The 14,542-nt window shown below is 45.9% G+C and carries 11 protein-coding genes; 3 read left to right on the forward strand and 8 right to left on the reverse strand.

Going from position 1 to position 14,542, the window contains the following annotated elements:
• Positions 1-81: 81 nt before the first annotated feature.
• The 4 genes from JMV76_RS12095 to JMV76_RS12110 form a co-directional block, all read right to left on the reverse strand.
• Positions 82-1,767, reverse strand: a complete 1,686-nt coding sequence (locus tag JMV76_RS12095) for a BCCT family transporter (protein WP_201502857.1) — start codon at positions 1,765-1,767, stop codon at positions 82-84.
• A 196-nt stretch (positions 1,768-1,963) separates the two neighbouring features.
• On the reverse strand, positions 1,964-2,953 hold the full coding sequence (locus tag JMV76_RS12100) for a membrane dipeptidase (protein ID WP_201502858.1): 990 nt from the start codon (positions 2,951-2,953) through the stop codon (positions 1,964-1,966).
• Between the two features lie 151 nt (positions 2,954-3,104).
• Complete coding sequence (locus tag JMV76_RS12105; RefSeq protein ID WP_201502859.1) at positions 3,105-4,580, reverse strand: aldehyde dehydrogenase family protein; 1,476 nt, start codon at positions 4,578-4,580, stop codon at positions 3,105-3,107.
• 48 nt (positions 4,581-4,628) lie between these two features.
• Positions 4,629-5,018, reverse strand: coding sequence for a RidA family protein (locus JMV76_RS12110; RefSeq protein WP_201502860.1), 390 nt, complete (start codon positions 5,016-5,018; stop codon positions 4,629-4,631).
• Positions 5,019-5,175: 157 nt separating this feature from the next.
• Here JMV76_RS12110 and JMV76_RS12115 point away from each other — a divergent pair, with 157 nt between their 5' ends.
• From JMV76_RS12115 to JMV76_RS12125, 3 genes are all read left to right on the forward strand, one after another.
• The gene (locus JMV76_RS12115) at positions 5,176-6,081 is read left to right on the forward strand and encodes a LysR family transcriptional regulator (RefSeq protein ID WP_201502861.1); all 906 of its coding nucleotides are present in this window, start codon (positions 5,176-5,178) and stop codon (positions 6,079-6,081) included.
• Between the two features lie 109 nt (positions 6,082-6,190).
• Positions 6,191-6,985: a YdcF family protein gene (locus JMV76_RS12120; protein ID WP_201502862.1), complete on the forward strand. Its 795-nt coding sequence runs from the start codon at positions 6,191-6,193 to the stop codon at positions 6,983-6,985.
• A gap of 172 nt (positions 6,986-7,157) precedes the next feature.
• The gene (locus tag JMV76_RS12125) at positions 7,158-8,681 is read left to right on the forward strand and encodes a phospholipase D-like domain-containing protein (RefSeq protein WP_201502863.1); all 1,524 of its coding nucleotides are present in this window, start codon (positions 7,158-7,160) and stop codon (positions 8,679-8,681) included.
• A 67-nt stretch (positions 8,682-8,748) separates the two neighbouring features.
• Here the strand turns inward: JMV76_RS12125 and JMV76_RS12130 are convergent, their stop codons facing one another.
• The 4 genes from JMV76_RS12130 to JMV76_RS12145 all read right to left on the reverse strand — a co-directional run bounded on the left by JMV76_RS12130 (position 8,749) and on the right by JMV76_RS12145 (position 14,523).
• On the reverse strand, positions 8,749-9,732 hold the full coding sequence (locus JMV76_RS12130) for a putative RNA methyltransferase (RefSeq protein WP_307783673.1): 984 nt from the start codon (positions 9,730-9,732) through the stop codon (positions 8,749-8,751).
• A 213-nt stretch (positions 9,733-9,945) separates the two neighbouring features.
• On the reverse strand, positions 9,946-11,064 hold the full coding sequence (gene mraY, locus JMV76_RS12135) for a phospho-N-acetylmuramoyl-pentapeptide-transferase (protein ID WP_060492004.1): 1,119 nt from the start codon (positions 11,062-11,064) through the stop codon (positions 9,946-9,948).
• A gap of 3 nt (positions 11,065-11,067) precedes the next feature.
• Positions 11,068-12,528: a UDP-N-acetylmuramoyl-tripeptide--D-alanyl-D-alanine ligase gene (locus JMV76_RS12140; protein ID WP_201502864.1), complete on the reverse strand. Its 1,461-nt coding sequence runs from the start codon at positions 12,526-12,528 to the stop codon at positions 11,068-11,070.
• Between the two features lie 285 nt (positions 12,529-12,813).
• Positions 12,814-14,523 carry a UDP-N-acetylmuramoyl-L-alanyl-D-glutamate--2,6-diaminopimelate ligase gene (locus JMV76_RS12145; RefSeq protein WP_201502865.1) on the reverse strand — a complete coding sequence of 570 codons (1,710 nt, stop codon included), beginning with the start codon at positions 14,521-14,523 and terminating at the stop codon, positions 12,814-12,816.
• Between the last annotated feature and the right edge of the window lie 19 nt (positions 14,524-14,542).

The following is a 14,542-nucleotide window of genomic DNA, read 5'->3' on the forward strand; positions in this document are numbered from 1 at the left end:
TAATCTCAATGATGATATCTATTGGTAAATAAATATTCAGCCGTTTTGAGGATCGTTGTTTTGACCTTGACCGTTTGGTGATCAATCAGTTTTTTGAGTAAGCTTTTCCTTAGCACGTTTTTCTTCGCTGATTTTATGTCTTACCTCTACCTGATTAGGTCGATACAAATCTTGCTCTCGCGCCATTTGCTGGGCAATTTGTGGTCCGTTCCATAGCGATGGCAGCAGGATAAAAGAGACTGGCACAGCGGTAATCACGATAAAGGACTGTAATGCGGTCACGCCCCCTGAACCAAGCGAGATTAAAACAATCGCTGTTACACCCATCATGATGCCCCAAAAGGTACGAATCATGGCGTTTGGCTCACGCTCGCCACTGATGACGACGCTGATGGTATAGGTCATCGAATCGCCTGTCGTGACGATAAAAACGGTGGTTAAAATTAGAAATAATATCGAGGTAATTAAAGGAAAGGGTAATTGCTGGGTAACGGCTAATAGTGCACCAGGTAAGTTAAAGCCCTCAAAGGCGCTACTGACACTGCCCGGATTGGCAATCTCAAACGCCAGACCCGAACCACCAACGACGGTGAACCAAAAGCAGGTAACGAGCGGCGCAATAATACATACGGTGGTAATCAATTGACGAATGGTACGACCACGTGAAATACGAGCGATAAAGATGGCCATCATCGGGCCATAACCCAAAAACCAACCCCAAAAGAACACGGTCCAACCGCCAAGCCAGCCTTCATCACCGCGAAAAGTGGCCATCGGAATAAAGTTATCGACCATCGTGCCGACACCTTGAATATAACCATTGACGATAAAATTGGTCGGCCCAAATATCAAAATAAAGACCATCAGCGCAACTGCCAAGATGACATTAAAGCGGCTGAGCAATTGCATGCCTCGAGCAAGACCACTGATCGCTGATAAGGTATAAAGCGCAATCGCGAATATGATAATGATAAGTTGGGTGGCAAAAGTATCAGGAATACCAAACAAGGTATTGAGGGCATAGCTGGTCTGTAGACCCAGAAAACCGATAGGACCAATCGTACCAGCGGCAACGGCGACGATACAACAAGCATCGATAATCGCGCCCGTTTGACCAGTAAGTACGCGCTCACCAAACATAGGATAAAGAAGTGTGCGAGGTTTCAGCGGCAAGCCTTTGTCATAATGCAAATGCATGACCACAATCGCGGTCAAACTACCGACAATCGACCACGCCAAAAATCCCCAATGCATAAAAGATTGTGATAAGGCGTTAAATGCTCGTTGTTGCAAGTCTGGTGACTCACCGTATAAAGGAGGCGCTGACACAAAATGAGCAATAGGTTCTGCCGCCGCCCAAAAAACCCCACCGCCAGCCAACAATGTACAAAATAGGATGGCCATCCACTTGAAATTGTCCATTTCAGGCTTTGGTAAGTTGCCCAAAATCACACGACCCGTGCGACCTGCACCAACCGCTAAAGCGATGACGAAAGTAGCGAGAAGCAGAATTTGCCAAAAAGGGCCAAAGATATTGGCCGACCATTTAAAACCAACATCCACGATCGTTGCTAACTGTGCTTCTGCAAAAATCGCCATGAGCACAAAAATCGTAATAAACCCGCCACTATACCGAAAGGCCGGGTTTTTTAGCCCCAACGCATCAATATCGGCAGCAGCTGGTACAGTGCTGACCTTATCCGCTGTGCTATTGGCAGCGTTTGAGCATCCTTGCTCACCTTGGTTAAGTCCCTTTAAATCGGCCATGATGTGGCTCCATATGCTAAGGCTAATGTTGCGTTTTAAATCAGAGGTATCGCAATGAGGATATAACCAGATAACCTCACTATATTATTGATTTCAAAGGCATTTACTTCAAAGCTATCTATTTCAAATGGGTATGCGCTATAAAACGTCTGTCGTCCTATAGCGATTTTTAGCGATAACTTGCTAGAATTATCCTTTATGCTAAAGGCCTTATGCCATTTCCAAGGAAATCAAACCAGTTTTGACCGATGACTTTTCCAGCGTCAATCTCATTAAAGCCATGTTTTAGCAAACCGTTATAGATGTTTTCCATACCCTCCTTGCCAGCGAACCACGGCAAGGTATCTGGCCAACCTGAATTATTGGCATTGCCTTCACCATAGTCCATCGCTTTTGACCAGCGCCCATTACGCATCCACTCAAGCACGGCTTGGGGTTGATTGAGACACAAGTCACTACCAATGGATAAATGCTCGACACCGTATTTATCAGCGCAATTGGCAATCATGGTGCAGAAGTCATCAAGCGTACAATCACTACCATTCGGCAAATGAAACGGATATAAGCTAAAACCTAACAGCCCGCCCGCTTTGGTTAAGGCGCTAATGACCGTATCTGATTTATTACGCAGGGCATCGTGCGCAGTCGTTGGATTGGCATGGCTGATACATATCGGACGCGAGGAGACTTCTATCGCCTCAAGCGTTGATTGCTCAGCGCTGTGCGACATATCGATAATCATACCGACGCGATTCATCTCAGCGATGGCTTGCTGACCAAAACGCGTAATACCGCTATCGTTCTGCTCATAACAGCCAGTCGCTAGTAAGCTTTGGTTGTTATAAGTCAGTTGCATAATTAATAAACCCAAGCGGCGCATGACGCTAATCAGGCCAATTTCGTCATCAATTGGTGAGCAGTTTTGTGCCCCAAAAAAGATACCGACTTTACCCTGCTCTTTTGCCGTTTTGATATCAGCAACCGAGTACACGGGTAAAATCAAATCAGCATTTTGCTCAAAACGTGCGTGCCATTCAGCGAAACGTGTCATGGTCTGACGCGCATCTTCGTGATAGACCAAGGTTGCGTGTACTGCATTGATACCACTATCTTTTAGCATCTTGAAGTAGTCGCGATCCCAATGGCTATACTGTAATCCGTCGATGACGATATGATTTTGGTACATATCAATTCCCTTTTTATGCTTTTACAAATAGTGTCGGCTGTTTTCTAAGTAAATTTTGGCATAGGCTGGGTTTTTAACCCAGCTTAAGACTTTGCAAAATTACGATGCTGGGTTAAAAACCCAGCCTACAAAAGCTACCCTTTACTAAAAATCAATACGCTTTTTGATAAGCAGTCTTGACGATGGTATAAAACTCTTTAGCGTATTGACCTTGCTCACGCGGGCCAAAGCTCGACTCTTTACGACCACCAAACGGCACATGGTAATCGGTACCCGCAGTCGCTAGATTGACCATCACGCAGCCAGCTTGTACTTGCTCTTTAAATATCGCGCTGCTACGCAAGCTTTGCGTAATGATGCCGCCTGTCAAACCAAAGCGCGTATCATTGGTCATCGCAATCGCTTCTTCTAAATTCTTGACGCGCATGACACAAGCGAGCGGTGCAAACACTTCTTCTTGGTTGATATCCCAGCTGTTGTCCGTCTCGGTAAATAACGTAGGCGACATATAGTAGCCGTCATGCGGCATCTCTAAACGCTCACCACCAAAGGCTAAATTTGCACCTGATTGCTTGGCCTTTTCGATCCAGTCCATGTTTGACGCCAGCTGCTTGTCATCGACAACAGGACCCATAAAGATACCGTCATCAAGCGCATGACCGACCTTTAAAGTTTTCATTTTTGCGACCACACCTTCGACGAAGGCATCATGAATACTATCCATTACGATGAGTCGCGAAGAAGCGGTACATTTTTGTCCCGAACCACCAAACGCACCAGCCACCGCCGCATCAATAGCAACTTGCAAATCGGCATCGTCAGCGATAACCAAGGCATTTTTGCTGCCCATCTCAAGCTGACAACGAATAAAGTTCGGTGCCGTCGCAGCAGCGACCTTGCGACCTGTTGGCACAGAACCCGTAAAGCTAACCGCATCGATATCTGTAGAATTAATAAGCGCATCACCAACGCTAGAGCCGCCACCTAATAGCAAGTTAAATGTACCTTCAGGCATGCCTTGACGGTGAATAATTTCGGCCAATGCAACCGCGCTGGCAGGGGTTAAATTCGCAGGCTTCCAAATGACGCTATTGCCAAAGGCTAAGGCTGGGGCGATTTTCCACACAGCAGTGGCGGTTGGGAAGTTCCAAGGTGAAATAATCGCGACCACACCGACAGCTTCGCGGGTGACCTCAACTTTCACACCCGGACGTACAGAGTCGGCAAGGTCGCCCATTTGACGCAACACTTCGGCGGCATAATAATGAAAGAACTGACCTGCGCGGTAAATCTCGCCGCGACCTTCCGCAAACGGCTTGCCTTCTTCAAGAGACAACAGCGTACCTAGCTCATCACAGCGAGCAATCATTTCATCGCCAATCGCTTGTAGGATAGACTGCTTTTTTTCTAAAGGAGTCGCTTCCCATTTTGGCTGAGCGTGACGCGCCGCCGCTATTGCCTCTTTGACTTGATCGCCACTGGCTTGTGCGAACTCACCGATAGTGTCAGTGATATCAGATGGGTTAATATTGGCAACGGTATTTACGCCCGCCTGCCATTCACCATTGATATAAAGTGATTTGGTTGGGTCTTGCTGCAATATCTGTTGGGCAGTGTGTGCTGACATAAGAGCTTCCTTGATAAAGTATTAAAAGATGGAATATTAAAATTAGTTTTAAGGCACAGCGGCATATACGACCAGCTCAACCAGCATTTCTTCACGAGCCAGTCCTGCTATCACGAGCGCTGCCCGATTTGGATAGGGTGCTTCAAAGTATTCAGCATAAACTTGATTGACCGTTTTTAGATAGTCGCGATCGGTCACATAGATCATGACCTGTAGTACCGAATCCATACCAACATTGGCACATTCTAGTGTGTGCTTGAGATTGTCTAACGTTTGACGGGTTTGCGCTTCAATACCACCTGCAACCACATCACCATTTTCATCGATAGGAATCTGCGCGGTGTACAACGTACCATTGCCAGTGATCGCCCATTCTAGAGGGGCTTTAGACGCATAAAGTGAGGTTTTGATGGCTTGTTTGGTTGAATGAGTCGTCATGTCGTCATATCCTTTGATCAATGATTGGGCAGCGATTGCTATAGAGTTATCCTACCCAAGTACTAACGATAAATCTAACTAATTAAATTTAGAATATGATAGATTTAATCTATCATAGACGATATCTTATATATTAATAGTGGTGAAGAATAAGCCTATGAAATTACAGCAATTACGTCACTTTTTATGCGTGGTAGAGGAAGGCGGCTTTCGGGCGGCGGCGGATCGAGCCAATCGCTCGCAAGCGGCGTTGTCTGCCTCGATAAAGGAATTGGAAAAAACACTGGGTCAGCGCTTATTTGAAGGAGGAAATAAAGCAACACTCACGCCTTTTGGCGAGACTTGTTTACCCAAAATTGAGCAGTTTATGACGGTTTATCAAGCGCTAGAGGATGATTTAAAAGGAGCAGCCGCTGGCGATAAAGGCAAAATAAGGATTGCAAGCGTGCCATCACTGGTGACAAAACTCTTGCCTAGCGTGTTGGTTGAGTACTCCAAGAAATATCCTGATGTCGAGATTGTACTAATAGATGATAACTCTGTCGGTGTGGCCAATCGTTTATTGGCAGGTGAAATCGATTTGGCATTGGGCAACTGCACCAGTATCGACCAATCAAATATAGATTTCACCTTGCTCATATCTGACCCGATTGGCGTGGTCTGCTTAAAAAGCAATTCGTTAAATCAACCAGTAAAACCGTCAAGAAACCAACAAAAAGCAGGGCTTAAATGGCAACAACTGATGACCCAGCCTTTTATTTATAATGGCACTTGTCGACTGCTCGAAAACACACCCGCCGAGGTGCTCAACCGCAATGCGCGTTACACAGTCGAGAATATTACGTCCTTATTTTCATTATTACGCAATGATCTTGGCATAACCACCCTACCCAAGCTCGCCTTTCCGTCGAATGAGCCAGAATTGGTATGGCTCGACTTACTTGAACCTGCCTTAGACAGACAAATTGGTATTTTTAAATTGGCAAATAAAACGATTTCACCGCCAGCACAAGCGTTTCATGAACTGTGCATTCAATATGTCCAGAATCACTATATTTTATAAAGACAGGTTAAAAATAGATTAATAATGGGTTAAAACATAGCTCATTACCGCCTACTTTTATAAGCCACTATCAGAAATTCCATTCACTTGAATAAAAGCGTCTTTCACTATGTCTAAAGGTTTAATTTCCGTTACTCGTGGCCTCTTATCTGTTATCGGCATCATACTTATCATCGATTGCGCTGCATTGATGGTCGTCGGTAAAGTTAATTTCGGCTCGGTTGTACCTTTTTTACTCGGCATGGTTTTTGTCATACATGGGATGTTTTGGCATGCAATACGCAGGTTTTGCGGCCAACATTATGGCTTTAACCGCCTTTGGTATGGGTTATGGGCTGTATTTATACTTTGGTTGTTGAGCTTCGCTCTATTTATTTGGTCATTACAACAGCAGATTGCGCTTAGCAAGCAGCCTGCACCGACAGTGGCAGCGATTATTATATTAGGCTCTGGCACGGTTGCAGGTAAGCCGACACCGACGCTCGCCAAGCGCTTGGACACCGCTGTGCCCCTTATCGAGACACAACCAGATGCTTTGGTGATAACCAGTGGTGGCGTTGGTTTTCAGCGTACACGTAGCGAAGCCGATATCATGGCCACATATTTGCATGAGGCACATGGCGTGCCATTCGAACGCATTTTACAAGAAGGTAAAAGTACCAGTACGGAAGAAAACCTCGCTAACAGCCGAGCGTTGTTAGAAGCAAAAGGGCTATCTATCACTGATCCTATCGCCATCGTTACCAGTGACTTTCATAGCATTCGCGCGGCCAGCATTGCGCGACATCAGGGCTATACACAACCGATCACCGTCGCCAGTCCCACACCTTTATCCATTCGTTATAACGCTTGGTTTCGCGAGTATTTTGCCTTTGTCAGTGGCTGGTTGTTAGGAGAGTATTGATGGAGGTGTATATTTCACCAGTTTGAACAAGCTTACTGCTAAGTATCATAGCTCCAGCGTTGCCGCATTGCTGTTTTTACCAATCAAAACGGTGGTAATTTTACAGTGCGTTATAATCAGTAAGAACCGCTAATAAATACTGCAAATAAAAATAATAATGATGGAGCGCATTATGCTATTGGATATCTTTTTAACTGTTCATTTTATGCTACTGATACTGATCTCTTTGCGAGTGCTTGCGCGCCATGATCTGACCTCGCCCGCTCGGCTCGCTTGGCTCGTGATATTGTTCATTTTGCCTTATCTGGGGGTTGTAATTTATTGGATGTTTGGTGAGGTGCATCTAGGACGCGATTTTACGCGCAAACGTAAAGAGATCATCGATAAATTAAGCGCATATAGTCCCGAAGTACTTGGTGATGACATCGCTTTGTCGGAGGCTATCAAACCTGAATACCAAGCGGCCTTTGCCTACTCTGCCAATGCAACTGGCTATCATACAACGGTGGGCAATCACGCAGAGCTGATGGCAGATGCGGCTGAGACGCGCAAACGTATGATTGCCGACTTTGATGCAGCGACCGATCATATTCATGTGCTGTATTATATTTGGCTAATCGATGGTATGGGAATCGATACTGCTCAAGCGCTCATACGAGCGGCAAGGCGCGGCGTCATATGCCGAGCAATGGTTGACGGTATGGGCTCACGAAAAATGGTCGGCTCAAAGATATGGCAGGAAATGATAGAAGCTGGCGTACAAGTCAGTGTTGCCCTACCAATTAGTAATATTTTAAAGGTACTCATGTTTAGCCGGATTGACTTGCGAAATCACCGCAAGATTACGGTTATTGATGGCAAAATCGGTTACTGTGGCAGTCGCAACTGCGCTGATCCTGAGTTTCGTGTAAAGCCAAAATTTGCGCCGTGGGTAGACATTATGCTGCGGGTCGAAGGACCGGTGGTGGCACAGAATCAGATGTTGTTTGCCAGTGATTGGCTGACTGAAAATCCTGATACGCCGCTTGACAGCTTTCCTTATTTTATTGACCCACAACCAAAGCAACAAAAATCCCCACAGCCAGAAACTGAGGAGCCTTTACTAATAACATCACCGCCACCTTTACCAGTCACATTGCCGCCAAAAGGCTTTGCTGCACAGGTTTTTTCTGATGGTCCTACCCAACGACGCAGCACCACGCCACAATTTTTAGGTGTCTTAATTGGTCAGGCAAAACGAACCCTGATCATCTCAACGCCTTATTTTGTGCCTGATTATTCGCTCGTTAGCATTTTGTGTGCGACCGCTTATCGCGGTGTACAGGTAACCATGATTTTCCCAAAGAATAACGACTCAATCGTCGTGGCTGCTACCAGTCACAGTTATTACTGGCAGCTGCTTGAAGCGGGGGTCAATATTTACGAATATAAACCCGGTCTATTACACGCAAAAACCTTGACCATCGATGGCGAAATCAGTCTGATTGGCTCGACTAATTTAGACTTGCGTAGCTTTGATTTAAACTATGAAAACAACATTGTGTTTAGCGATAAAACGCTCACAGCGGCCATCGTTGAGCGACAATACCAGTATATCGCTGATTCTGAAGAGGTCACTCGTGAGCAAGTTGAAAACTGGCCGTTATCTTATAAAATCTGGAATAACATTGTCGCCACGATGGGGCCTGTTTTGTAACCCATTATTAGGGCGTGCCCTCAATTCAATTGATCATATCTAAACGGGCTAATGACCTTAAGCCATTCTATTCAGCTGCTGTCTTCTGCAAAATATAAACGACAAACTTAGCTTGTGTCGTAAAGGATTCTGTTTCGACGGCTGCTAGTAGCGCCTGTCTTTTTTCATTAAGCGCGCGATAAGCATAAGGCGTCATAGTCATCAAATCAGCCAAATCAGCGGCTGACAACGTCATCTCGGTACTGACATGCTCCGTACCCATCATCGTAAAGTATGGAGCCAATTCATGCAAAAACTTATCCGAATCATGCTCGCGGACGTTATCAAATAACGCTTCGCGCATCGTCGCTAGATGCCCGATATCTGGCTTGGCAATGATTAAATAACCGTCTGCAGCCAATACATCATTGAACGCGTCTGGCAAGATAGGGCTAAAAATACTGCTAATACCCTTTATGCTATGCGCGCGTAACGGCAAATGGGCAGCGCTGGTAACAAGCGGATAGATGACTGCCGACTTGGCTGTCGCATTAGTAACACTGTCTTTAACTTGCTGATACCAAAGACGCCCTGCTACCTTACTGGCTTTTGCAAGCTCCACCACAGCCGGTTTACTGATATCTGCGGCGATGAGCGTATCCATGCCCGTCTGTGCCATTGCCTGCGTGTAATATCCTTCACCGCAGCCAATATCCAACCAATTGATTGCCTTGCTATCCTTTTTAGTTATTGGCTCAATTGCTGAATTAGCCACTGAATCAGCGACCGACTCATTTTTCGCCAACAATTCCCTCATTTTTTGGCAAATAAGCGTCTGTAATGACTGATAATGTCCGGCATTTAAAAACCGTTTGCGCGCCTCGATTGATTGCTGGCTATCGCCCGGTGCTTTGGATTTTTTTTGTTGCACGGGCAATAAATTAACATAACCCTGACGTGCCACATCAAATGGATGAGCCGTGTGTTTTGGGTGCAAGCTGCCATCGCAGCGCCACGTATCTGCGGCAGGCTGTAATGGTGATTGGCAAAGGGGACAAATAAATAAGCTCACAAGTATCTCAACGTCATCGCAATATGGCTGCCATTTTAACAAAATTCAGGCTTACTGCGTGATAAAAGGCGCGATAAACAATGCAGGAAAGAAAATGCAAAGAACAAATTATTAGCAACCAAACTGTTAGCAACAAAAAAAGCCACCTCAACTAAAGTGAGATGGCTTTTGCGGACATGATATTCATATTAATGTTCGAGCGATATGGCTATGTTAACGCAGCTTTAAGGTCATGAGCCCAAGGATGACGAGAATAATGGCAATAATCCAAAACCTTGCCACCACTTGCGTCTCTTTCCAGCCAATTTCTTCAAAGTGATGATGCAATGGTGCCATTCGAAAGACGCGCTTTTTACGCAGCTTATACGAGCCAACCTGTAGCATGACCGACAGTGCTTCGGCGACAAATAGACCACCCATAATAGCAAAAGCGATTTCTTGACGGGTCATAACGGCGATCGTACCGAGCATCGCCCCGAGAGCAAGCGCCCCCACATCGCCCATAAATACTTGGGCTGGATGGGCGTTGAACCATAAAAAACCAAGCCCTGCACCAATCATCGAACCACAGACAATGAGAACCTCGGAGTTATAGGCAATATAAGGCACATGCAAGTAATCAGCAAAGCGTACATCACCTGATACATAAGCCATCGCGCCCAAACCTGCCGCGACCAAGACCACGGGCAAAATAGCTAAACCATCCAAGCCATCGGTTAAGTTGACGGCGTTAGAAGCACCATTAATCACAAAGTAGGTAAAGATAATAAAGCCAATACCAAACGGCACTGCTGAAAAAGGAATCATCCAATCTTTGAAAATCGGTAGCAGCAAATCCTGCATCTCATGCGTGGTCGCGATATCTGGCTGCAAGGTGGCGATATAATACAAAGACACACCGACGAACAAAGCACCCATAGAGAGCCAAAAATATTTCTTGCGAGCAATTAAGCCTTTGGGATCTTTATACTTAATTTTTAGCCAATCATCTGCCCAGCCGACCGCGCCAAAGATAATCATGACAATGAGCAAAATCCAAACGTACGGATTATTCAAACGTGCCCATAGTAAGGTGGACACGCCAATCGCACTTAAAATCAGCACCCCACCCATGGTCGGCGTACCAGTTTTCGCCAAATGCGATTGCGGGCCATCATTGCGAATCGCTTGACCATATTTCAGTGCACGCAGACGTCGAATGACACGCCCACCAAAAAACATGCTAAATGCGAGGGCGGTAATGACCGCGAGTAACGCTCGCAGTGTCAACGAAGAAACCGCAGAAAACGGCGTGTAATACTGGCCAAGCCAGCCAAACAACCAAACTAACACCGCCTACTCCTCGATTAGCGCATTGATAAGGGTTTCCATTTGCATGGAACGAGAACCTTTAAACAGCACCGTACAAGGCTGCGCCTGCTGCGCTTGCAAATACGGCTTCAAATACGCCAATAAACTGTCTTTATCGGTAAACGCATGGGCATTGATGTCAGAAACCTCTTGTGCACCCGCCACGGTAAAAGGCGCGTATTCACCAACACACAGCAGCACATTGATGCCCGTTGTCGCAATGGTACGACCCAAGCTTTGATGCTCGCTAACCGCCGCCTCTCCCAGTTCTGCGATATCGCCCAGCACCATGACTTGCGTGCCCGTTTGCGCCGCCAATACTTTTGCTGCCGCTCGCACCGAATGCGGATTGGCATTATAGGTATCATCAATCAAGCGATGCATACCCAGTAATTGACTGTTCAAGCGCCCTTTAGCAGGACGCGCATTTTCAAGTCCGACGACAATATCACTAACATCGATATTTAGTGCATGGGCACAAGCAGCAGCGGCTAAAGCATTATTGACATTGTGCTCGCCCGCTAGTGGCAAGTTGATATCATGGACTTGATTGCCGATATGCAGCTTAAATTCACTGCGCTCAGGCTCGACATCTAAATGGCTGGCACTGACATCAGTATTACCAAAACCAATCACGTGTGACGTATGCTTTTCAGCGATACGGCGTAATTGATTGGTAAAATCATCTTTATCAGGAACGATCGCAAATTGGCTGTCATTCAAGGTATGGTAAATCTCAGCCTTGGTTTGGCAAATCCCTTCACGGCTGCCAAACTCACCCAAATGCGCCGTGCCAATATTTAAGATACACGCGACATCTGGCTTTACAATCTCGGTAGTATAAGCAATTTCGCCAATATGGTTTGCGCCAAGCTCTAGAATGGCATAGCGATGATGGTCGGATAATTCGAGCAACATCATCGGCACACCCAAGTCATTATTTAGGTTACCACGGGTAATCAATGTCGGTGCTAGTCTGCCAAAAATACTACCCAGCATCTCTTTACAGGTGGTCTTGCCGCTAGAGCCAGTAATAGCAATAACGGTTAAATTTTGATGCTGTTGACGACGATACGCAGCCAATTGTCCTAGCGCTAAACGGGTATCGCTCACCACTAACTGCGGAATGCTATTTGTATCAGCCGTAGCAATAGGGCGAGCGATGATAGCCGCAACCGCACCTTGCGCGATGGCAGTATCGATATAATCGTGACCATCAAAATTATCACCCGATAACGCTAAAAATATATCACCAGGTTTTATCGTACGGGTATCGGTGGCGATACGAGTGCTCATTACATCATCTACTGAAGTGTTTTCTGAGTCGGATTGCCCGTCACTCAGCTGCCAATGCCCATCGAGTGCTGCGGTTGCCGCGAGCAGATTGGCTGCTTGCCAAACATACAGCCCTTGCGACTGAATGCTGTTATCGTTGTCGGCTGTCATAATGATTACCTTATATATATGATGACTACTTATTTATTTTTTATAGTTAACGACTAGGGCGTGTCCTCAATTCAATCGATTATTATCTAAATGGACTAGAAATGGCTAAATTTTGCCAAACATCGTCAACCAGCTTATTAATATCTCGATATTATTTGCGCTACTTTCCTTGTTTGACGGCAATTTATCTCATTTTTATCACCATCTTTAAAATGAGGACACACCCTAATACTTTTTAGATAGCATGAAAAACTGACTGTAATCGCTATTATTTACATATAAATGCTATAAACGCCCTGCTTGTTTTAAGGCGTTTTGCAAAATAACACTGTCGTCGAAATCATAACGAACATGGTTAATTTCTTGATAAGTCTCATGACCCTTGCCAGCGATTACGACGATATCATCAGCCGCTGCTTGATTGACCGCATACTCAATCGCTGCTTGGCGCGCAGGCTCAATATAGGTACGCTGATATTGCTCACTCGTCATGCCCGCTTGCATATCTTGCAAAATGATATTGGGATCTTCGGTGCGTGGATTGTCTGCCGTTAATACGACTTTATCCGCGCCTGCCAAGCCTGCTTGCGCCATCAAAGGACGTTTGCCCGCATCACGGTCGCCACCACAACCAAACACTGCCCACAGCTGACCCTTACAATGGGTCTTTAGGCTGGCAAGCACTTGGCTTAAGGCATCTGGCGTATGGGCATAATCAACGATAAAGCAGCCATCATTAGACGGCACACGCTGCATACGTCCAACCGCACCTTGTAGCTGCGGCACCACTGCGGCAATACGCTCAAGGCTAATGCCTAAAGCGACGGCAGCTGCCATTGCGGCAAGCAAATTGGCAACATTAAAGCGCCCGAGTAATGGACTAACGATACCTAAATGATTAACTTCGCCATCGCCTAAATCTGTACGTAGCGTAATCTCGACACCTTGTAAGCTTGGTTTGATTTCAGCCGCAACAAAGGTCGCAGATTTTGATGGTTCTAAACTGTACGTCCAGACCGTTAAATCACTGGCATCTGCGGTGTCGAGCATAATCTGGGCATGTTCATCATCGATATTAATGATAGCGTGTGTCAAATCTGGAAAATGTGCTTTATCAAACAGTTTAGCTTTTGCTGCGGCATACTCTGTCATATCGGCATGATAATCTAAGTGGTCACGGCTAAGATTGGTATAAATCGCCACTGACACTGGCATACCTTGTAAACGTTGCTGATCCAAACCATGTGAGCTGGCTTCCAATGCCAATAATTCAGCATTCTCTGTCCCCATTTGATATAAAAACTTCTGAACCGCTAAGGCATCACCCGTGGTATGGCTGGCTTGCACCAAAGCACCAAGCCTACCATTACCTGCCGTGCCCATAACTGCGCTGCTCATACCTGTCAGCTGCGTCAACTGCGCCACCAATTGACTGATAGTCGTTTTGCCATTGGTGCCCGTCACTGCGACCACCGTTGGCAAGGTCACGGGCTGCTGATATTGCAAACGTGCTTGAATGAGCGTTCCTAAAAAATCACGAATATTGGGCACGTATAAAGTGGGGCAAGGCAGTGCTGCTAATTGCCGCTGCGCTTTAGCAGTACTATCATTTGGTAAAGTGATATCGGCATGATTTGATACACTAGTCGTGTTAAGCAAAGCCGTAGGATCTATTTCTGATAGGATAAAAGCCGCATTTTCAGCGGCTTGATAGAGGTAGTCGCGACTTTTTTGACAGTTTGGTATGTGGCTTTTTAATAACACAAACACATCGTTCGGCTCTAGCTGACGACTGTCTAAACGAAACTGCAGGAATGGAATATCAAGAAACGAATTCATTGGTTTTGAATCCGCCCCAATCAATGTCGTCTGAGTCGATAGTTTTTGCAACGCCTGCTCTATACCTACACCATGCCTGTTATTGCTACTACTAGATTCAGTCAGCTGCTGCAAGGTGACTGGGGTAATGCTTGGCGACGAGGGTGACAGGGTCATTGGCAAATCCTATACGGTT

This window comes from Psychrobacter cibarius, from assembly GCF_904845955.1.
In the GTDB taxonomy this organism is placed as follows: domain Bacteria; phylum Pseudomonadota; class Gammaproteobacteria; order Pseudomonadales; family Moraxellaceae; genus Psychrobacter; species Psychrobacter cibarius_B.